The sequence below is a fragment of the Paenarthrobacter sp. CM16 genome (assembly GCF_013179505.1).
In the GTDB taxonomy this organism is placed as follows: domain Bacteria; phylum Actinomycetota; class Actinomycetes; order Actinomycetales; family Micrococcaceae; genus Arthrobacter.
Genome location: NZ_JABMCX010000006.1, coordinates 1 through 19,755, shown reverse-complemented (window position 1 = coordinate 19,755; position 19,755 = coordinate 1). Strand labels below are relative to the sequence as shown.

19 protein-coding genes are annotated in these 19,755 nt (G+C 63.4%); 5 read left to right on the top strand and 14 right to left on the bottom strand.

All coding sequences use genetic code 11. The annotated features are described in order from the left end of the window. Positions 1–122 precede the first annotated feature (122 nt). Complete coding sequence (locus tag HP499_RS00940) at positions 123–698, top strand: heme-binding protein (protein ID WP_172322104.1); 576 nt, start codon at positions 123–125, stop codon at positions 696–698. A 2-nt stretch (positions 699–700) separates the two neighbouring features. After that, positions 701–1,402: an ankyrin repeat domain-containing protein gene (locus HP499_RS00935; protein WP_172322103.1), complete on the top strand. Its 702-nt coding sequence runs from the start codon at positions 701–703 to the stop codon at positions 1,400–1,402. Here HP499_RS00935 and HP499_RS00930 read toward each other — a convergent pair whose 3' ends face one another. The 3 genes from HP499_RS00930 to HP499_RS00920 are packed head-to-tail and all read right to left on the bottom strand — an operon-like array spanning position 1,403 to position 4,037. Further along, entirely contained in the window at positions 1,403–2,617 is a 1,215-nt protein-coding gene (locus tag HP499_RS00930; RefSeq protein ID WP_172322102.1) for an acetyl-CoA acetyltransferase, read from the bottom strand. Next, entirely contained in the window at positions 2,614–3,300 is a 687-nt protein-coding gene (locus HP499_RS00925; RefSeq protein WP_172322101.1) for a CoA transferase subunit B, read from the bottom strand. Before HP499_RS00925 ends, HP499_RS00930 begins: the two co-directional genes overlap by 4 nt. Positions 3,301–3,320: 20 nt before the next feature. Next, the gene (locus tag HP499_RS00920) at positions 3,321–4,037 is read right to left on the bottom strand and encodes a CoA transferase subunit A (RefSeq protein WP_172322100.1); all 717 of its coding nucleotides are present in this window, start codon (positions 4,035–4,037) and stop codon (positions 3,321–3,323) included. A 171-nt stretch (positions 4,038–4,208) separates the two neighbouring features. On the opposite strand from HP499_RS00920, the gene HP499_RS00915 reads away from it, so the two are divergent. Continuing rightward, on the top strand, positions 4,209–4,982 hold the full coding sequence (locus tag HP499_RS00915) for an IclR family transcriptional regulator (protein ID WP_172322099.1): 774 nt from the start codon (positions 4,209–4,211) through the stop codon (positions 4,980–4,982). A gap of 44 nt (positions 4,983–5,026) precedes the next feature. Here HP499_RS00915 and HP499_RS00910 read toward each other — a convergent pair whose 3' ends face one another. The 3 genes from HP499_RS00910 to HP499_RS00900 all read right to left on the bottom strand — a co-directional run bounded on the left by HP499_RS00910 (position 5,027) and on the right by HP499_RS00900 (position 7,541). Then, complete coding sequence (locus HP499_RS00910; protein WP_172322098.1) at positions 5,027–5,611, bottom strand: GNAT family N-acetyltransferase; 585 nt, start codon at positions 5,609–5,611, stop codon at positions 5,027–5,029. A gap of 62 nt (positions 5,612–5,673) precedes the next feature. Beyond that, complete coding sequence (locus tag HP499_RS00905; RefSeq protein WP_172322097.1) at positions 5,674–6,312, bottom strand: response regulator; 639 nt, start codon at positions 6,310–6,312, stop codon at positions 5,674–5,676. Next, complete coding sequence (locus HP499_RS00900; RefSeq protein WP_172322096.1) at positions 6,300–7,541, bottom strand: sensor domain-containing protein; 1,242 nt, start codon at positions 7,539–7,541, stop codon at positions 6,300–6,302. Before HP499_RS00900 ends, HP499_RS00905 begins: the two co-directional genes overlap by 13 nt. 110 nt (positions 7,542–7,651) lie before the next feature. Here HP499_RS00900 and HP499_RS00895 point away from each other — a divergent pair, with 110 nt between their 5' ends. Both HP499_RS00895 and HP499_RS00890 read left to right on the top strand, forming a co-directional pair. Further along, complete coding sequence (locus tag HP499_RS00895; RefSeq protein ID WP_172322095.1) at positions 7,652–8,962, top strand: acyltransferase; 1,311 nt, start codon at positions 7,652–7,654, stop codon at positions 8,960–8,962. Positions 8,963–9,152: 190 nt separating this feature from the next. Then, positions 9,153–9,839, top strand: a complete 687-nt coding sequence (locus HP499_RS00890) for a fasciclin domain-containing protein (RefSeq protein ID WP_172322094.1) — start codon at positions 9,153–9,155, stop codon at positions 9,837–9,839. Between the two features lie 111 nt (positions 9,840–9,950). Here HP499_RS00890 and HP499_RS00885 read toward each other — a convergent pair whose 3' ends face one another. From HP499_RS00885 to HP499_RS00850, 8 genes are all read right to left on the bottom strand, one after another. Further along, positions 9,951–10,145 (bottom strand): hypothetical protein, encoded by a 195-nt coding sequence (locus tag HP499_RS00885; RefSeq protein WP_172322093.1) that lies wholly within the window; start codon positions 10,143–10,145, stop codon positions 9,951–9,953. Between the two features lie 45 nt (positions 10,146–10,190). Further along, a complete protein-coding gene (locus HP499_RS00880; RefSeq protein ID WP_253951299.1) occupies positions 10,191–12,230 on the bottom strand; it encodes a BCCT family transporter in 2,040 nt (679 codons plus the stop codon). Positions 12,231–12,601: 371 nt separating this feature from the next. Further along, positions 12,602–13,408, bottom strand: a complete 807-nt coding sequence (locus HP499_RS00875; RefSeq protein WP_172322119.1) for an IclR family transcriptional regulator — start codon at positions 13,406–13,408, stop codon at positions 12,602–12,604. Between the two features lie 123 nt (positions 13,409–13,531). Then, positions 13,532–14,740 (bottom strand): molybdopterin molybdotransferase MoeA, encoded by a 1,209-nt coding sequence (locus tag HP499_RS00870; RefSeq protein ID WP_172322091.1) that lies wholly within the window; start codon positions 14,738–14,740, stop codon positions 13,532–13,534. Positions 14,741–14,845: 105 nt separating this feature from the next. Then, a complete protein-coding gene (gene fdhA, locus HP499_RS00865) occupies positions 14,846–16,063 on the bottom strand; it encodes a formaldehyde dehydrogenase, glutathione-independent (RefSeq protein WP_026005570.1) in 1,218 nt (405 codons plus the stop codon). A gap of 181 nt (positions 16,064–16,244) precedes the next feature. Then, on the bottom strand, positions 16,245–18,563 hold the full coding sequence (locus HP499_RS00860; RefSeq protein ID WP_172322090.1) for an FdhF/YdeP family oxidoreductase: 2,319 nt from the start codon (positions 18,561–18,563) through the stop codon (positions 16,245–16,247). Positions 18,564–18,574: 11 nt separating this feature from the next. Beyond that, the gene (locus HP499_RS00855) at positions 18,575–19,477 is read right to left on the bottom strand and encodes a bifunctional 5,10-methylenetetrahydrofolate dehydrogenase/5,10-methenyltetrahydrofolate cyclohydrolase (RefSeq protein ID WP_172322089.1); all 903 of its coding nucleotides are present in this window, start codon (positions 19,475–19,477) and stop codon (positions 18,575–18,577) included. Next, positions 19,474–19,755, bottom strand: a 282-nt coding sequence (locus tag HP499_RS00850) for a cyclodeaminase/cyclohydrolase family protein (RefSeq protein WP_172322088.1), incomplete at its 5' end; no start/stop codon positions are given. The genes HP499_RS00850 and HP499_RS00855, both read right to left, overlap by 4 nt.

The window sequence follows — 19,755 nt, the reverse complement described above, 5'->3', positions numbered from 1 at the left end:
ACCAATGGCGGAAAGGCTGAGCCCTGAAACGGCGACCGGGCGATGTGGCCATCCGGTCGTCGGCGGAAACATGGAGGTGTACCCGAAGCTGTGAACCCGATGCCCACTCCAAGGAGAACCCCGTGAAGAAGTCGAACAAGATGATTGCCGCCGCCGCTGCTGGAGCGCTGCTGCTCACCGGCGGTGTCACGGCCGTGGCCAACGCCGTGTCCCCTGCAGGCGCGCCGGCTGCTGCCCCTGTGAAAGTTGCCGCAGAGGTTCAGCCGGCCCCGGAGAACGTCGTAGCCCAGAACCGCATCTCCGTAGGGGCCTCGAGTGCCGCCGTCAACGCTGCGCTCGCCAAGTGCCAGGCGGACAAGCTGCCGTTCGTCACTGTCGCACTGGTTGACCGGTTCGGAACTGTCCAGGCAATCCTGCGTGGCGACAACGCTGCCGAGCACACCATCGAAGCCGCCAAGCAGAAGGCCTACACTGCGGCCGCTTTTGGTGCTCCCACCAGCGAGCTCGCCAAGCGCGTCAACGGTAACGGCCCCTCCATCGCCGACCTCCCGGGCACGCTGTTCCTTTCCGGAGGCGTACCGCTGAAGGTGAACGGTGTTTCGGTGGCCGGCATCGGAGTGGGCGGCGCTCCCGACGGCGCCCTCGACGAAGCCTGCGCCACCGCCGGTGCCGATGCACTGGCTACGGCCGCGAAGTAGCCATGAAAACTCCGGTGGTGGGGGCGGGATTGCTGGTGATCGGGCTGCTGTCCGGATGTACGACGCCGGCCGCCCCGCCTCCCGCCCCGGCCTCGTCTTCCGTAGCTCCAAGCCTGGCCTCGCCTTCAGTAGCCCCAAGCCAAACCGCGACGACGAGCGCTGGTCCCGGGCCGTCGTCGTCCGCTGTACCGTCAACGCTCCCACCGGAGGCCCAACTGGAAACCGACCGTCTCCTGATCCTGGCCGCCAAAGCCAACGACGTACCCCGTGTCCGCGAACTGATCGCCGCTGGTGGCAACGTCAACGCCAAGGATGAGATCCAGGACTCCGCGTTCCTCTATGCCGGGGCGGAAGGCTTCAACGAGGTCCTTCAGTTGACGTTGGCTGCGGGCGCGGATGTTCGCAGCATCAACAGGTATGGCGGAACTGCGCTGATCCCGGCGAGCGAGCATGGCCACACCGAAACGGTTCGGATCCTTATTGCAGCAGGTGTGCCGGTGGACCACGTCAACAACCTGGGCTGGACCGCCATGCAGGAAGCCGTCCTGCTGAACAACGGCGGGCCGAACCAGCAGGACGTGGTCCGGCAGCTCCTGGCCGCCGGGGCGAACCCGGAGATCCGCGACCCCCAAGGCCGAACCGCCCTGCAAAACGCAGAGCGGCTCGGGTTTACGGAGATCGCGGCACTGATCCGGAACCGCTAATCAGAGAGCCTCCAGGACGCTGACGTAATTGGCGATGCCCACGCCGCCCATGTTCTGGACCGCACCCCGGCGGGCCGCGGGCAACTGCATGTCGCCCGCGGTCCCGCTGAGCTGCATTGCCGCAATGACATGCTGCGAGACCCCTGTGGCACCCACCGGGTGGCCCTTCGCCTTGAGGCCGCCGGAGACGTTGACGGGCAGCTTGCCGTCCTTATATACCCAACCCTCCTGGACAGCACGGGCGCCTTCTCCGCGCGGAGTGAGGCCCATGGCTTCGTACATGATGAGCTCGGCGATGGTGAAGCAGTCGTGCACCTCGGCGAAATCCAGGTCCTCCAGGCCTACCCCTGCCATGGTGAACGCGCGCTCCCACGAGGCGCGGGTGGCTGCGAACTCGGTGGGATCGCGCTTCTCCGCGGGGAAGAAATCGTTGGCGTGGCCGAATCCGGCCAGCCGCACAGGCGCGGTTGCGCCGCCGGTAGCCGAGGTGGAAAGCACGACGGCGGCAGCACCGTCCGAGACCGGCGAACAGTCCGTGCGGCGCAAGGGCTCGGCCACCATGGGGTTCTTCTCGGAGATGGTCCGGCAGAACTCCTCGCCGAAGTCCCGGTGCATCTGCGCATAGGGGTTGTCCATGCCGTTGCGGTGGTTCTTGGCCGCAATGGAGCCCAGGACATCGCCCAGCCCGCCTTCAAAGCCCAGTCCGCTGATGCCTGCCCCATAGCGCTTGCCATAGTGCTTGGCGACTTCTGCGAACAAGCCGGTGAACCCGGTGGAGGACGCTTTTCCGGCCATCTCATAGGAAGCGCCGAGCAAGGCCGCCCCCACCACGTCCGCACCGGCATCGGTCATCTTCTCCGCGCCAATCACCAGGACGTTGCGGGCGGTTCCGGCCAGCACCGCTTTGACGCCCTGCTGGAAGGCCGCCGATCCGGATGCACAGGCATTCTCGGTGCGGGTTGCCGGGACATTGGCCAGATCGGCGGATAACTGCAGGGCCAGCGAGGACGTGAATCCCAAAGGCTGCATCCCCGAGTTGAACTGGCCGAGGTAGATCTCGTCAATGTCCTTCGGGTCCAGGCCCGAGTTCTTGATGGCTTCGCTGGCCACCTGGACGATCAGCGACTCCAAGGTCTCATCAGTCAGCTTCCCGAACTTGCTGTGGCCCCACCCTGTGAGCAGGATGTCTTTGCCAAATTGCTCTTTCAGGCTCATGCGTTGGCTCCTTCAAGCGTGTGTTCTTCAGAGGTGAGCGCTTCCGTGAACTCCGCGTCCGTCTTGCTGCGGATCTCTTCCACCGTGACGCCCGGGGCGAGGCGGGTCAGCAGAAGGCGGGTGCCGCCGTCGTGGGTTTCTTCGATGTCAAAAACGGCGAGGTCCGTGATGATCCGGTCCACGCACTTGAGCCCCGTGAGCGGGAGCGTGCATTCGGTGACGATCTTGGCCGAACCATCCTTGGCGTTGTGCTCGGTGAGGACCACCACCCGCGGGGTGCCGGCCACCAGGTCCATGGCCCCGCCCATTCCTTTGACCATCTTGCCGGGGATGGTCCAGTTGGCCAGGTCCCCGGAGCCGGACACCTGCATAGCGCCCAGGATGGCCACCTTGACGTGCCCGCCGCGGATCATGCCGAACGAGGTAGCGGAGTCAAAGATACTGCCGCCGGGAGTGATGGTGACAGTCTGCTTGCCCGCGTTGATGAGGTCGGCGTCTTCCTCGCCCTCGTAGGGGAACGGGCCCATGCCCAGCAGTCCGTTCTCACTCTGGAGGACCACCCGCACGCCGTCGGGCAGGTTGTTGGCCACCAAGGTGGGAATGCCGATGCCGAGGTTCACGTAGTCGCCGTCGTTCAGTTCTTCAGCCGCGATGGCGGCCATCTGGTCTCGTGTCCATGCCATGGTGATGAGCTCCTTTGCTGCTAAACCGTGAGTGATTCGGCTCGTTGCCGGACCGTGCGCTGTTCGATGTCCTTGACCCGGTCCGTGGCTTGAACAAGCCGCTGGACGTAGACCCCCGGGGTCACAATGTGGTTGGGGTCCAGCTCGCCCGGCTGCACAATGATCTCAGCCTCGGCAATGGTCACCGCACCCGCGGTAGCCACCACCGGGTTGAAGTTCCGTGCCGTATAGCGGTAGATCAGGTTGCCGTCCGTATCGGCGGTGTGGGCGTGGACCAGCGCGACGTCGGCGGTGATGGCGCGCTCGCGGACGTACGTGACGCCGTCGAACTCTTCCAGCGGTTTGCCTTCGGCAACCAGGGTTCCCACACCGGTCCGTGTGTAAAACGCGGGAATGCCGGCGCCGCCGGCGCGCAGGCGTTCGGCCAGGGTGCCCTGCGGCGTGAACTCAACCTCCAGCTTCCCGGCCAGGTACCGCTCGGCAAAAAGCTTGTTCTCGCCCACATAGGAAGCGATGACCTTCCGGACCTGACCCGCTTCGATGAGGACGCCGAGGCCCTTGCCGTCCACGCCCATGTTGTTGGACACGATGGTGAGGTCCTTGGCGCCGGAGTCACGAACGGCGTCGATCAGGTCTGCGGGGATGCCGCTGAGGCCAAAACCTCCGACGGCGATGGTCAGGCCGTCTGCCATCACCTCACGCAGCGCTTCGGCTGCACTCGCGTACATGGTTGACATTGCGAACTCCTCGTTGAGCTGGTTGGTCCACTTTGTGGACGTGTCTCTTCTTGGAATCGAGCCTAGGCAGGGCAACGCAAGAGATCAATGGCGGCGCGGACCAACTACTCACGCTGTGGACGCTAGACTGAACGGTATCCATATTGTGGACAAAATCGCAGGGAGGATGCTGTGGCAGTGCAAGGAGCCCAGGTTGTGGGCAGGGTGGCGCAGCTGCTGCGCCTGGTGGGCCGCAAGCCGGGTGGAACATCACTGGCGGGTCTGGTGCGCGAGTCCGGGCTGACCCGGCCAACCGTCCACCGCCTGCTGACGTCCCTGGCTGCCGAAGGTTTGCTGGAGCACGATCCCGGCACGGGCAAGTGGGTGCTGGGGCCGGAGATCTTCCTGCTCGGATCGGTTGCTGCCGCCCGTTTCCCCATGGAGGACATCGCGCGGCCCTCGCTGCGAAGGTTGGCCGCGGAAACGGGGGAGAGTGCGTTCTTCTCCCTCCGCCGTGGGAATGAAACCATCTGCGTCCTGCGCGAAGAGGGAGCGTTTCCTGTGCGATCCTTTGTGCTGCACGAAGGGGTCCGCTTCCCGCTCGGAGTGGCCTCGGCCGGAACCGCGATCATGGCCTTCCTGCCCCCGGAGGAACAGGAAGCACTGCTGGGGGACTGGCCTGCGCACGCCGGCGACTTTGCTGTGGGCCACCCCGAAAACGTAGTGCGGGACAACCTGGAACGCACCCGCCTGGCCGGGTACGCCGTTAATCCCGGACTCATCCTCGAAGGCAGCTGGGGTATGGGCGCTGCGGTGTTTGACCAGCAGGGCCGCCCTGCCTGGGCGCTCTCCCTGACGGGCATCGAACCGCGCTTCCGTCCTGACCGCCAGGAGTTCCTGGGCAAGCTGCTGCTCGAGGAAGCGCACCGCATGAGCGCAAGGTTGCAGGGAGCCCGCCCCAACTAGGTGACAGTAAACGTTCTACTGAGCCCGCATTGGAGCATGTGCTGTTACCTACTTGGCTGGCGGAGGTCCATGCGCATGAGCACCCTGGGGAAACCGTTGAGCACCGAGGTGGTTTCGGCGACCTTCCTGAAACCCGCCTTTTCGAACAGTCTCCGGGTGCCCACGTAGGCCATGGTCAGATCCACCTTGCCGCCCCTGTTGTCCACCGGGTAACCCTCAAGGGCGGGCGCCCCGTGACTCTTGGCGAACTCTATGGCCCCGCGCAGGAGTTCGTGCGAGATCCCTTTCCCTCGATGTCCGGGCCTCACCCGAATACACCAAATGGACCACACCTTTGTCTCGTCCACGTGGGGGATCTTGCGGTTCTTGGCGAAACTGGTGTCTGCGCGCGGGTGAACCGCTGCCCACCCCACTACTTCGTCGCCGTCGTACGCCAAAACGCCGGGAGGCGGGTCCTCGGAAACCAACTTTTGGACGTATTTTCCGCGCTCCTGCTTCTGGAGCTCCTGGTTGAGCTTCGACGGGATGCGGTAGCTCAGGCACCAGCACACGTTCGAGTCGGGGCTCTTGGGTCCCAGCATGGTTTTCACGTCATCGAACATGGTCGCGGGTCGGACCTCGATAGCCATCCGCCCATGGTGTCATTGGTGCTGGATTCAGGCAACGGGATTCCGCCAGCGGGTTCCAGAGCTCAACTTCGAAGATACGCGAGTACTGCCAGCACCCTGCGATGGCCCCGGTCCATGGTGGACAGTTGCAGCTTTTGGAAGATGTTGCCTATGTGCTTGCTGACAGCCGTTTCGGTGACCACCAAGCGGGACCCAATGGAAAGGTTGTCCAATCCCTCCGCCATCAATCCAAGGACCTCGCGTTCCCTGGGAGTGAGCGTGCTGATGGGATCGCTGGCCCCGCGGCGGCTCATCAGCTGGGAGATCACTTCAGGATCCATGACGGTGGCGCCGCCGGCAACGCGCCGGAGGGTGTCAGTGAATTCCGCTACCTTACCCACACGCTCCTTGAGGAGGTACCCCAAGCCGGCGGCACCTTCGGACAACAGGTCACCGGCGTAGCGGTCCTCCACGTAAGCGGAGAGGACCAACACCGGAAAGCCGGGCCGTCGTCGTCGGGCCTCACGTGCGGCCAGCAAGCCTTCATTCGTAAAGGTGGGCGGCATCCTCACGTCAAGGACGGCGGCATCGGCGTCCTCAAGGACGGCAAGGAAGTCGACGGCGTTGTCCACGGCAGCGATGACATCGAAACCTTCGCTCTTGAGCAGGAGCGACAACCCTTCGCGGAGGAGGGCGTCATCCTCGGCAATTACAACCCGCACGGCAGTTCCACCCTCACAGTTGTTGGTCCGTTGGCCGGACTGTGAAAGTCCAGGACGCCCTCGAAAGCAGCCGCCCGGCGTCGAATTCCTGCCAGCCCTCCGCCGGGACGTTCCACCGCCCCGCCACGCCCGTTGTCCTCCACTGAAATCAGCAGCCGGTCAGCAGAGCCATCCCGTTTGACCACCACGGACAACCGGGTGGCAGCACTGTACTTATTGGCATTGGTCAAGGCTTCAGCCACGATGAAGTAGCTGGCCGATTCCAGTGCCGCCGGAACCCGGTGGAGATCGGACACCATGAGGTTGCAGGGAATGGCCGAGCGGCCCGTCAAAGCCGAGAGCGCTCCTTCCAGGCCCAGCTCGTCCAGGATGGGCGGGTGAATATCGTGAACCGCTGTTCGCAGCCCGGCCAGGGCGTCGGTGGCGGCTTGCTGGGCCCTGCGGACATGGGGGAGTGCGTCTTGCGGGCTTTTCTCAAGGGTCCGCTCCGCCAGGCCGAGCATCATGACGACGCCCACCAGCCGGTTTTGCGCACCGTCATGGAGATCGCGTTCTATCCTTTTGAGCTCCGCCGAATGGGCATCCAACGCCGCGGCACGGCTGGCCGTCAACGCAGTCACCCGCTCGGCCAGGTAAGCGCTCGCGGGAAGCGACAACATTTTTCCCTGAATCCAGGCAAGTCCTGCAGCCGCTCCGGGAATCAGCCACCACGAGACCGCTGCATATCCAAGGCCTATCAGCAGCATCCACCAAGCACCCTCCCATGACGTCACCGGATACAGGTTGACTACAGGCTGGTCCGCGGGGAGGAGGTACCAGTAGGTGGGAATGAGCAGCGAGTTCAAGGCGCCAAAAGGAAACCCGATACACAGGAGTGCGACGATCGGCATCCCCAGTCCGTGAGCCACCAACCACAGCAGATCGCGTCCGGTGCTGCGGGAAAAGACCAGACGTAGGCGCTCTTCAAAGGAAGGCCTGCGGGGAATGGGAACGTAGTTTTCGGTCACTGGCATACCGGAGTAGCTGGATGTTCGACGGCGGGCTATCGCCGCCCACCAGCGCAGGCCGGCTACCGCCCGGGGCGCTACGAGCCATCCGCCGCTGAAAAGGAACAACGGGATGAGGAGCGCGGCAACCATGAACATGGCCATGGAGATGACGCTGGCGAGCAACTCACCAACAAGGTAGCCGTAGGCACGCAGCCATGGCCGAAAACGAGGTTTGATCATGACTTCAGTCTGCCGCAGCAGCATGGGCCTTGACGGTATAGCCAGCTCCACCTTTAAGAGGGTGGCCCGCACCATCGTGCCTGATTCCGCTGATCCGTAGCGTCGAAGGCATGAAAAGTGACACAACTGCACACCTGTCCCGGCCGCATGTCCCGGGCACTGCACGGGACGCCAGTGTGGACGTCATCCGGAGTTTCTGCCTTGTGGTGGTGGTGGCACTCCACGCACTGATGGTAGGCGTGAGCGTTGGTCCCCAGGGGCCTGTGCTGGAGAATGCCCTGGACGGAAACCCTTGGTTCGCCTCTTGGTCCTGGCTTGTTCAAATTATGCCGCTGTTCTTCATTGCCGGTGGCTTCAGCTCCATCACGCAATGGCGTCGGATGCAGCTCCGGGGCGGCACCGCCGGTGGCTATGTCCGGCTCAGGCTGGTGCGGCTGCTGGTTCCCGCCGTAGTTCTGGTGGCTTCGGTAGGAACAGGCCTCCTGATCCTTGCCGTATACGGCGTTCCCGCGGAAATTGTTGAAACGGCCGGGTATCGGATCAGCCAACCCTTGTGGTTCCTGGCCGTCTACCTCGGATGTTCGGCTCTTGTTCCCGTGCTGGCATTCGCTCACGGGAAGGCGGGACTCCGGACCCTGGTGGGGTTGGGGCTGGCCATCGTTGCCGTAGATGCCGGGCGTTTGATCCTGGACCTTCCTGCCCTCGGATACGCCAACCTTGCTTTTGTGTGGCTCTTCATTCAACAGCTGGGGTTCTGGCTTGCAGATGGGTGGGTGGGACGGATGTCCGGGGCTGTGCGGAAATGGACTGCGGGGTTCTCGCTGATACTGCTGATGACCCTCTTTGCCTCTGGTTGGTACTCGGGGGACATGTTCAGCAACCTTAATCCGCCAACGGGCGCCCTTGCCCTCCTGGCAATCGCACAACTGATGGTTTTCTCCCTCGCCCAAAAGCGCATCAGACGGTGGGCAGAACAGTCCAGCGCCATGTCACTCGTCGGGTTGGTGGGTGCCAGGGCGATGACTATCTATCTCTGGCACATGCCGGTGATGGTTTCCCTTGCGGGTTTGCTGCTCGTGGTCCCGGTACATCTCCCGGTTCCGGGCAGCGCAGAGTGGTGGCTGGGCCGGCCACTGTGGTTGGTGGCTGTTACTTCTCTCCTTGTTCCCGTGGTCCGGTGGCTCGGACGCTGTGAACAGGTGAACGCACCCCACTCTCCCGCTTTCACGGATCGAAGGGCCGCGCTGAGCACGGTCAGTGGGGTGGCCGGCGTAGTGGTACTCCTTATTGACGGAATCACTCCAGCCACGGCCGCTGTCAGCGTGACCCTTTTTATCTGCGCGCTCGGGGTGGACCGTACTTCCAGGACTGCCGCTAAAAGCCCCGCCCTTGTTCGTCCCACTACCCGTACGGCGGCGTAGCAGACGTACAAGGGCGGGACCGTCCGGCGGCATGAAAAAAAACTTTTTCAATCCGCACCCATCCACCCCGTCCCATCCTCCGAATAGCTGGTGAGACACAAACCGCAGGTGAAGCAAAAGCAACATCAGCAGCCCGTGTCCCACCAACCAATGGACCCAACGCCCTGGTTCCAAAAACAAGGAGAATGACATGTTGTCCACAAAGCGCCCCGCCCTCGCCTTCGTTGGCCTCACTGCAGCCGCCCTTCTCGGTCTCACTGCCTGTGGTGGCACCAGCACCTCCACTTCGCCTTCCTCGGCATCGGCTGCCCCGGAGTCCTCCTCCGCAAGGCCGTCCGCTTCCCCGTCGTCCTCGGCCATGAGCAGTGCAGCCATGGACCCGGCCGCCAACCTCGTGGGCCCCGGCTGCGCCGGTTACGCCGCACAGGTTCCGGACGGCGCCGGTTCGGTCATGGGCATGGCCCAGGACCCGGTAGCCGTTGCAGCATCGAACAACCCGCTGCTCAAGACCCTGACCGCCGCTGTTTCGGGCAAGCTCAACCCCAAGGTGGACCTGGTTTCCACCCTGAACGGCAGCGAATTCACGGTGTTCGCACCGGTTGACGATGCCTTCGCCAAGATCGACCCCGCAACAATCGAGACGCTCAAGACGGACGATGCCCTGCTGAGCAAGATTCTCACCTACCACGTCATCCCCGGTCAGCTGACCCCGGACCAGATCGTCGGCACCCACAAGACTGTGCAGGGTGGCGAAGTGACGGTTGCAGGCACCAAGGATGCCCTCACGGTTGACGGAGCTTCCAACGTGATCTGCGGTGGCGTCCAGACCGCCAACGCCACGGTTTACCTGGTTGACTCGGTGCTGATGCCCAAATAAGCCCTAGCGGCTACCAGTAGTATCAACAAAAAGCAGGCGCCGGAACCCCGGCGCCTGCTTTGTTGTGTGCTGCTGAGCGTATTGTGTGCTGCTTAGCGTGTTGTGTGCTGCCTAGCGGCCCAAGTCACTATCGACGTAGGAGCCGGCCTTGCTGTGTTCAGATCCGCAGGGGCAACGGTCAACCTCGATCCGGACAGTCAGGGGTTTGGACGCGTCCAAGGTGACTGTCACGTCCTCATTGGCTTGGTTGTTGAGGCGCACTTGGTTGTTGAGACGGAGAGTGCCGGTGTCAGAAGTGTTGGGCATGATGGACCTCTAAGAATCGGTAAAGGGGATCAGTTCGAAGCTGGATTACTTGCCGGTGGAGTCCTGTTGGGGCTTGCCGACCAGGGGGATGGTTCCCGTTGGTGTTCCCCCGGCGCAATCGGAGTCGGTGCATTTCTCCGCGCACTCGTGCTTGGTGACGAGGTCGAATTGAACACCGCCGTGTTGCTCAACGCCGGTCCGGATAGCCCGGTCCACTACTGAGGTAGCCAAACGCTTGTGCAATTGCAGGGGGTCGCGGCGAAGATCCTTGACCAGGGCGAAACAGAGCAACAGCATGACGATCACAAAGGGCAGGGCTGCCACGATGGTCACTCTTTGCAGTCCCGACAAAGCCTCCGATGGCTTATCGCCGCCGGCAAGCAGCATGACTGCTGCCACTGCGCCGGTGAGGCTGCCCCAGAAGATCACCACTCCCCGACGCGGGTGTTCGGCGCCGTTGGAGCTCAGGGATCCCATCACGATCGAGGCGGCGTCGGCGCCGGTGACGAAGAAGATCGCCACCAGGACCATGGCCAGGACGATGACGGCAGCGGTCAGCCAACCGGGCATTCCCAGGTTCTTCACCAAATCGAAGAGGGCGCCATCGAAGTTGATGGAGGGTGCGCCGTCCACCATGGTCACAAGGCCTGGAGTGCCGGCTTTGTCCGCTTCCTGCTGGACGTGGAAGGCGGCCCCGCCGAAGATACCGAACCAGATGACGCTCACAACGCTGGGTACCAGCAGGACGCCGGTGACGAATTGGCGGATGGTGCGTCCACGGCTGATGCGGGCGATGAACATTCCCACGAAGGGCGTCCAGGAGATCCACCAAGCCCAGTAGAAGATGGTCCAACTGGTCATCCAGCTGCGCAGGGAATCATCTCCCACGGCTTCGGTTCGTGATGACATCTCGGCAAGGTCCCTGGCGTAGTCGCCCACGGCGGAGGGGATCAGGTTGAGGATGAACAGGGTGGGCCCGGCCACAAAGACAATCAGGGCCAGGACTACGGCCAGGACCATGTTGATGTTGGAGAGCCACTGAATGCCGCGGCTGATGCCGGACACGGCGGATGCCACGAAGCAGAAGGTCAGGATCGCGACGATGACCACCAGCACCGGAGTGCCGATTTCACCCAGCCAGCCGTTGGACGTCATGCCGCTGCCGATCTGGAGGGCGCCGAGGCCCAGCGACGCAGCGGTTCCGAAGAGCGTGGCGAAGATGGCCAGGATGTTGATGAACTTCCCGAGCGGACCTTCCACCATGCGGATGCCGAACAGCGAGGTGAAGGCGGCGGACACCAGTTGCTTGCGACCCAAACGGTAGGTCCCGTAAGCCATGGCGATGCCCACTACGGCGTACATGGCCCAGGGGTGCAGGGTCCAGTGGAAGATCGAGGTGGCCATGGCAGTCTGGATGGCTGCCGGAGTGCGGCCGTCCACTGTTCCCGGCGGCGGTGAGATGTAGTGGTACAGCGGCTCGGCCACGCCGTAGAACATGAGCCCGATGCCCATTCCGGCGGCGAACATCATGGCCACCCAGGAGACGGTTCGGAACTCCGGTTTCTCACCGTCCTTGCCCAGCGGGATATTGCCAAACTTGCCGAGGGCAAGCCACAGGACGAAGACGACGAACAGTGAGGCGAGGACCATGAAGAGCCAGCCGGTGTACTCCATGACCCAGTTCAGGGCACCTTTGGAGGTATCGGAGAGGCTGTCCCGCCCAACAAATCCCCAGACCACGAAGGCGACGGCGATGGCGCCCGTGATCCCGAAGGTGACTTTGTCGAGGGTAAGTTTGCGGTTCCGGCGGGCCGAGACGGCCTGCTCGGTCTTGGCATGGCGCAGTTCTTCCATGATCTGTTCGTATTCTTCAGAATCGGGAAGGGGCTCTGCACCTCCGTCCTCAGCGTCGAGGGCGGCCAAGGTGGTGTCGTCGGCGGAGACCCTGATGGTTTCCTCAGGGCTTGCCGCGTGGGCGGGGCTGCTTTCTTTGCTGGTGCTGGCTGCCGGTGAAGTGGCCGCCAACTGGTCGTCGGCAGGTAACTCCTCTGGTGTCAGCGGTTTGGTGTCACTGTTTATAGCCATGAGCGGGTCCTTTGCTCGGAGAGTCATGGGCTTGCGTTTATACATGGCCCTGAAGGGCGAGGTCGGCCGGAAGGTTGGGGGCTTCCTTGATGACCATGATTTTCCCGTTGGCAGCCTGCGGTGCAGGCGTACTCAGGGGCAGATTCATGGTGCACCTCTTTTGCTTGACAGTTGGTTGAACGCCGGGCTTTGGAAGCTTGGAAGGCGTTCCGCATGAATCAACAACATTCGCGGTATGCAACAGAGTGCTCCGCGTCACACCCAAAGTCAAGGCTTTTCGGCTCTTTAACAGCAGATTGATATATCAATTGGCTTTGAGTCGCATGTGTGCTTGCCACGGGCAGTTGCTCCGCCCCCCGCGAAAGCGCTGCCTAGCGGTGCCTGTAGCCCATTCGAGCGCTGATGGTCAGGCCGGCCTCGCGGAGGCCCGCAATGAGCCCGGGTTGGTCCTCGGGAGAGAACCTGAACGCCGGCCCGGAGATACTGACCGCGGCGATCACACTTCCCGCGTGGTTGAAGACGGGTACGGCGATGGCAGTAAGGCCGATTTCAAACTCTTCATGAACCGTGGCGTAGCCGTTTCGGGCGACCTCAAGCAGTTGCTTTTCCAGCTCACCCCGGTTGGTGACGGTGCGCGGCGTTCGGGCGGGCAGGCCCACAGTCTTGAGGACCTGGGATCTTTCGTCAGCGGTCAACGCGGCAAGAAGGACTTTGCCGCTGGAGGTGGCATGCAGCGGGGTCAGGCTGCCCACCCAGTCATAGGTGGCCAATGTTGAGGGACCCATTGCCTGGTCCACGTTGACGGCATAGTTGGAGCGAAGCACGGCCAGATTCACCGTTTCCTTGTATTCGGCCGCCAACGATTCCAGGACCCCCCGGGCCTCGTGGACCACACTCAGCCTGCCGGGAATGGAAGAGGCCAGGCGAAGTATGCCGAAACCCAGTTGGTATTTGCCGCGCTCGCTGTTTTGCCGGACGATGTCCCGGCTGACCAAGGAACCTACCAACCTGGAGACTGTGGACTTGTGGATGCCCATTTCCTCGGCGATCTCACTTACCCCGGCGTCACCTTCACGGGCCAGGATTTCCAGGATCTGGAGGGCACGGTCCACGGATTGGACGCCGCCGGTGTGGGCGTCTGCGTCCTTGTCGATGTCCGGGTTGTTCCGTGCGGCCATGATGCCTCGTGTCCGTTGTCCAGGCAGGCCGCCCAAGGTGGTGCGTTGTCCGGCCTGCACGCTCGTCTGACCTCATCCTAGACGGAGTTTTGCAGGGACTCTTTCACACCATGGGCGCCCACCTTATGAGCGTGTCCACGGCAGGGGGAGGACGGGTACGGGCGCGCCGGCCGCGACGCCTTCCGGGGGAACGGCCATGTAGCCGTCTGCCCAAGCAAGCCCGCGCATCATGCCCGGGCCCGTGCGGGAGGCAGGGAACACCACGTCATGGAGCACGCTGCAGGGGATGAGGCGTGTCCGTCCCGGGTCCGGATCGATGTCGGCCCCGGACGTCATCAGCCCGGCTGGCCGGAGCGGCCTTTGTCCGAGGGCGGCCAGCAAGGGTTCGCCTACGGTCATCAGGGCCATCATCGCGGCCAGGGGGTTCCCTGGAAGTCCAATGATGAAGCGGCCCTCGGGAAGTTCCGCCAGCACAGCCGGATGTCCGGGCCGCATGGCGATCTCGTCAAGGAGGAACCGGCCGCCGAGCGCGGCAACGGCTTGGCGGAAGTGGTCCGTCCCGGATTTTCCGGTTCCGCCGGTGGTGATGGTGACGTCCGGCGGCAAGGCCCCGGGAACGCTTCCCAGCGCGCCCACCCACTCTTCGTACGAGTCGCCTATCCTGCGCTGGCCGCCGGGTTCCCCGCCCAATTGTGAAATGACGGCATCCAGCTGTGGCCCGAAGGCGTCACGGACCTGTCCTGCTGCCGGCTCCCCGGAAGTGATTACTTCCGAGCCGGTCAGTACGACGGCGACCCTCGGCTTGCGCTGTACCTGGAGGTGATCGTGGCCTGCCACGGCGGCCAGGGCAATGTGGGCAGGGTTGAGCAGTGTGCCGGCGGGGATGAGGACATCGCCTGCCCTGGCTTCCTCTCCTGCCGGACGAATGTGCCGGCCGGGCAACGTTTCGCCCGGTTTTGCATCGTGCCTGAGCAAGAGCTGTCCTTCCCCGGAGACCTGGCCGCTTTCCTTGCGCAGGACCCCCGAAGCCCCGGCCGGGACCAGCCCGCCAGTGGCGATAGTGCTGGCTTCGCCCGGTGAGAGCGGTAGCCCCGCCGTCGTCAATAACCACGGACCGCCGCCGTTGATGGCCCAGCCGTCCATTGCCGATGACGCGTAGTGCGGAAGGTCCCGCGGGGCGGTGACTGCGCGGGCCAGGGTGTGCCCGATTGCTTCGCGGAGGGAGGCTTTGGACGGCGGGAGCGGGCCGGCGCAATCGTAGGCCAATTGCCGGGCATCAGCCCAGGCGGGTGAGTGCCGCACGGAAACGCCGGCGATTTCTTGGGTCAGCATGGATGTCCGCTTCCTGGGAGGAGGTTAACCGCAGATACCGGGGACTGTGCGGCCTTCCCGTAATTCCTGCCGCGCAGTCCCCGGTATCAGTTGATGCGTACTGCCTTAGGCCTTCACGTAGCCGTTGGGGTTCAGCACGAACTTTGTTGCCGCGCCGGCGTCGAACTCTGCGTAACCGCGGGGAGCGTCCTCGAGCGGGATTGCCTGGGCGTTCACTGCCTTGGCGATCTGGACCTTGTCATGAAGGATCGCCATCATCAACTGACGGTTGTACTTCATGACCGGGCACTGACCGGTGGTGAAGGACAGGGACTTGGCCCAGCCTGTGCCCAGGGAGAGCGAGAGCGAGCCGTGCTTGGCTGCGTCGTCGATTCCGCCTGGGTCGCCGGTGACATAGAGGCCCGGGATGCCCAGGGATCCGCCGGCGGCAGTGATGTCCATGAGGGAGTTCAACACGGTGGCCGGAGCCTCATGGGAGGCGTCCTTGCCGTGGCCGCGGGCTTCGAATCCCACAGCGTCCACGCCGCAGTCCACTTCCGGGACGCCGAGGATCTGCGCAATCTGTTCCTTGGGGTCGCCATTGGACACATTGACCGTTTCACAGCCGAAGGAGCGCGCCTGGGCCAGGCGGTCCTCGTTCATGTCGCCCACAATCACGACGGCGGCACCCAACAGTTGGGCGCCGACGGCGGCGGCAAGGCCTACGGGCCCGGCACCTGCGACGTAAACAGTGGACCCCACGCCCACACCGGCCGTGACTGCGCCGTGGAAGCCGGTGGGGAAGATGTCTGAGAGCATGGTCAAGTCCATGATCTTTTCCAGGGCCTGATCGCGGTCCGGGAAGCGCAGCAGGTTCCAGTCGGCGTAAGGAACCAGCACGAATTCGGCCTGACCACCCACCCAGCCGCCCATGTCCACGTAACCGTAGGCACTGCCGGGGCGGTCCGGGTTGACGTTGAGGCAGATGCCGGTCTTCTGTTCCTTGCAGTTGCGGCAGCGGCCGCAGGAAATGTTGAACGGCACCGAGACGATGTCGCCCACCTTGATGAACTCGACGTCGGGTCCCACCTCCACCACTTCGCCGGTGATTTCGTGGCCGAGGACCAGATCCTGCGGAGCTGTGGTGCGGCCACGGACCATGTGCTGGTCCGAACCGCAGATGTTGGTGGTCACGGTGCGGAGGATCGCACCGTGGGGTACTTTCCGGCCGACATTTGCGGGGTTGACGCCTGGTCCGTCCTTGAGCTCAAACGTTGGGTAGTCGGTGTCGATGATTTCCACCACACCGGGTTCCTTGTAGGCGACTGCTCTGTTTCCTGACATGGTCACTCCCTGTTCTTTGGCTGTTACTGACATACGCTGCCCAATGGTCCGAAAGCGGTGCTTCGATGAAGAAATACCTCCCCAGGTTTCAGGCCACCGAAGCACCTCCCACGGACCATTGGACTGTTGGAACTCTTGTTGGAACTCTTGTTGGAACTCTTGTTGGAACTCTTGTTGGAACTCAGGCCTTCTCCAGCCTGATGATCACGGACTTGGACGTGGGCGTTCCGCTGGTGTCCGCCACGGAATCGAGGGGCACCAGAACGTTCGTTTCCGGGTAATACGCGGCGGCACAGCCCTTGGGCGTTGAGTAGGACACGATCCGGAAGTTCTCCGCCCGCCTGTCCGTTCCCTGGAACTCGGAGATCAGGTGGACCATGTCGCCGTCGGAGAATCCAAGTTCGGTGATGTCGTCAGCGTTGACGAGCACCACGCGCCGGCCCCCATGGATGCCACGGTAGCGGTCGTCCTTGCCGTAGATGGTGGTGTTGTACTGGTCGTGTGAGCGCAGGGTCTGAAGGACCAGCCGGCCCGGTGGGATTTTGATGAACTCCAGTTCGTTGCCGGTGAAGTGTGCTTTCCCGGACACGGTGTCGAACTTCCTCGCATCGCGGGGCGGATGGGGGAGCACAAAGCCGCCAGGATGTTGGATCCGGGCTTCAAAGTCCTCAAAGCCATCAAACACGGCTTCAATGTGCTTCCGGATCAGGGTGTAATCGTCCCGCATGGCGAGCCAGGCCGCCTGGGGAGTGTTGGGCAGGCGACTGTGGCCATCGGTGAACAGCCGGTGGGCGAGGTTGCACACGATTGCTACTTCGGAGTGCAGGTGTTCACTTGCGGGCTTGAGGCGTCCGCGTGATGCGTGGACGGCGCTCATGGAATCTTCCACGGTGACGCGCTGGTCGCCGGTCCGCTGGGTGTCCTTCTCGGTGCGCCCGAGGGTGGGCAGGATCAACGCCCGCCGGCCAGTGGACAGGTGCGAGTGGTTGAGCTTGGTGGAGATCTGAACGGTCAGCCGGGTGTTGGCCAAGGCTTGCTCGGTGACCTCCGAATCGGGGGCGGCCCGGACGAAGTTGCCTCCCATGCCCATGAAGAAACGGACTTTTCCGTCCCGCATGGCGCGGATTGCTGCCACGGTGTCGTAGCCATGTTCGCGGGGGGAGCGGAACCCGAATTCCTGGTCCAGCCGATCGTGGAAGGCCTCGGGCATCTTTTCGAAGATGCCCATGGTGCGGTCGCCTTGGACGTTGGAGTGGCCGCGGACCGGGCAGACTCCGGCGCCGGGCTTGCCGATGTTGCCTTGCAGCAGCAGGACGTTCACTACGTCGCGGAGGGTGGGGACGGAATGCTTGTGCTGGGTCAGGCCCATGGCCCAACACACGATGGTGGCGCTGGAAGCGAGCATTCGCTCACCGGTGGAATGGATCTGTTCCAAAGTGAGCCCGGTTGCCTCCACAATGTCATCCCATTCCACCTTCTCCAGGTAGCGCAGGTAATCGTCGAGGCCCACCGTGTGGTTCTCGATGAAGTTGTGGTCCAGCACTGTTTGCAGGCCCGGGGTATTGCGTCCGGCAGCTTCGGCTTCGAGCAGGTATTTGCCCAGTCCCTGGAAGAGGGCCTGGTCTCCGCCTGCGCGGATCTGCAGGAAATCGTCCGTCAGTTGGGTTCCTTGGATCATCCCGGCCACATGCTGTGGGTTTTCAAAATGCAGGAGCCCGGCTTCAGGAAGCGGATTCACCGAGACGATGACCGCCCCGTTCTTCTTCGCCTTTTCCAGGGCGCTGAGCATGCGGGGGTGGTTGGTTCCGGGATTCTGCCCCGCCACGAAGATCAGCGACGCCGTCTCCAGGTCCGTCAGGCTGACCGAGCCCTTGCCGATGCCGATGGTCTCCACCAGCGCGGAGCCGGAGGACTCGTGGCACATGTTGGAGCAGTCCGGGAGGTTGTTGGTCCCAAGTCCCCGGACCAAAAGCTGATAGACAAACGCTGCCTCGTTGGAGGTGCGGCCGGAGGTGTAGAACACCGACTGGCCAGGGTGTTCCATTCCCCGCAGTTCCTCGGCCATAAGGTCATAGGCGTCATCCCACCCAATGGGGGTGTAATGGGTAGCGCCTTCATCCAGGAACATCGGATGCGTAATCCGGCCTTGCTGGCCAAGCCAGAAATCATCTCGGGTTCTGAGTTCGGCAACGGAGTGCTTGGCGAAGAACTCCGGTGTGACCCGGCGTCGGGTAGCTTCCTCGGCCACGGCCTTGGCGCCGTTCTCGCAGAACTCTGCCGCATTGCGCTTTTCGTGTTCCGGCCAGGCGCACCCCATGCAGTCGAACCCGTCCAACTGGTTCACTGCCAGCAGGGTCTGGACGCTGCGCAGCGGCCCCATCTGTTCCAACGAAATTTTCAAGGCGTTGGCAACAGCGGGGATGCCTACAGCTTTGGTCTTGGGTTTGGTGACGGTCAGTTGTGACTCGTCGATGTTCTCGCGCGGAGCTTTGGCATGCATGGGTAAACCCTTCAGATCCGGGAAGTGGAAGCAGTCAGCAGGGCAGCGTGGGACTGTTGCCGCGCAGCCTCAGCCGTGTGCAGCAGCAACAGTGCGGTGGTCACCGACCCCACGCCGCCGGGAACCGGGCTCAGGCCGGCGGCCACGCCGGTAACACTGGCTTCGTCCACGTCCCCCACCAGGGAACCATCGGGAAGAACGTTCGTGCCGACGTCGATCACCACAGTCTCCGGTGAAAGGTGGCTGCCCTTGAGCAGTCCTGTGCGCCCCGCGGCAACCACCACGACGTCGGCCGGCCGGGTGTAGCGTTCCAGCGGTCCGGATTTGGAATGGCAGATAGTGACGGTCGCGTCCCTTTCAAGGAGGAGCAGGGCCAACGGCTTGCCCACCACGGCGGAACGTCCGACGACGGCCACGTTGCGTCCAGCGATCGGAACCTGGAAGTGGTCCAGCAACTCCACCACAGCCTGGGCGGTAGCAGGTGCGAAGGCGGGCTGCCCCACAGCCAAGCGGCCCAGGCTGAGGGGGTTGGCGCCGTCGATGTCCTTCCCGGGGACAATGAGCCCCACCAGCCGGTCAGCGCGAACGGCGGCCGGCAGGGGAGTCTGGAGGATGATCCCATGGACGGTTGGTTCGGCGCTGAGGTCTTCGAGGACACCGGCCAGTGCTTGCTCGCTGGCATCCGGGCCTAGATCCACAATCCTGCAAGCAATTCCGGCACGTTCGGCCGCACGCTCGATCGAACGGACATACCAGTGCGTTGACTCGTCCTCCGTGGCCACCACAACAGCCAGGGTGATCCGCAATCCCTCGGAGTGAAGGATGCGGGCCTCATCCCGGGCGTGCTGCTGGATCCGGGAAGCGAGTTCCTTCCCGGAAAGCACCTCGGTGTTCCCGCGAACAGCAGTACTCATGAGAGGATCCTTTCGCGTACGCGCTGCACCAGGGCATCAGCGGCGAGAACCACTTTGGCTTCAATCCCGTCCGTCTGCTCCGCCAGGCGGGAACGGGCTTCGCCAGGCTTGATGGCAACCACGTTGATGTCGATGTTGACCCGGGCAGTAGTAGCAGCGGCCCGGGCTGCATCGGTGGCAGCGGCGACGTCACTGATGACGTTGGAATTGGCCACGTCAAAAAGCTCCGTTGCCAGGTCCACCACCTCACCGGCGACCTTGATGAGCTGCGCTGGAGT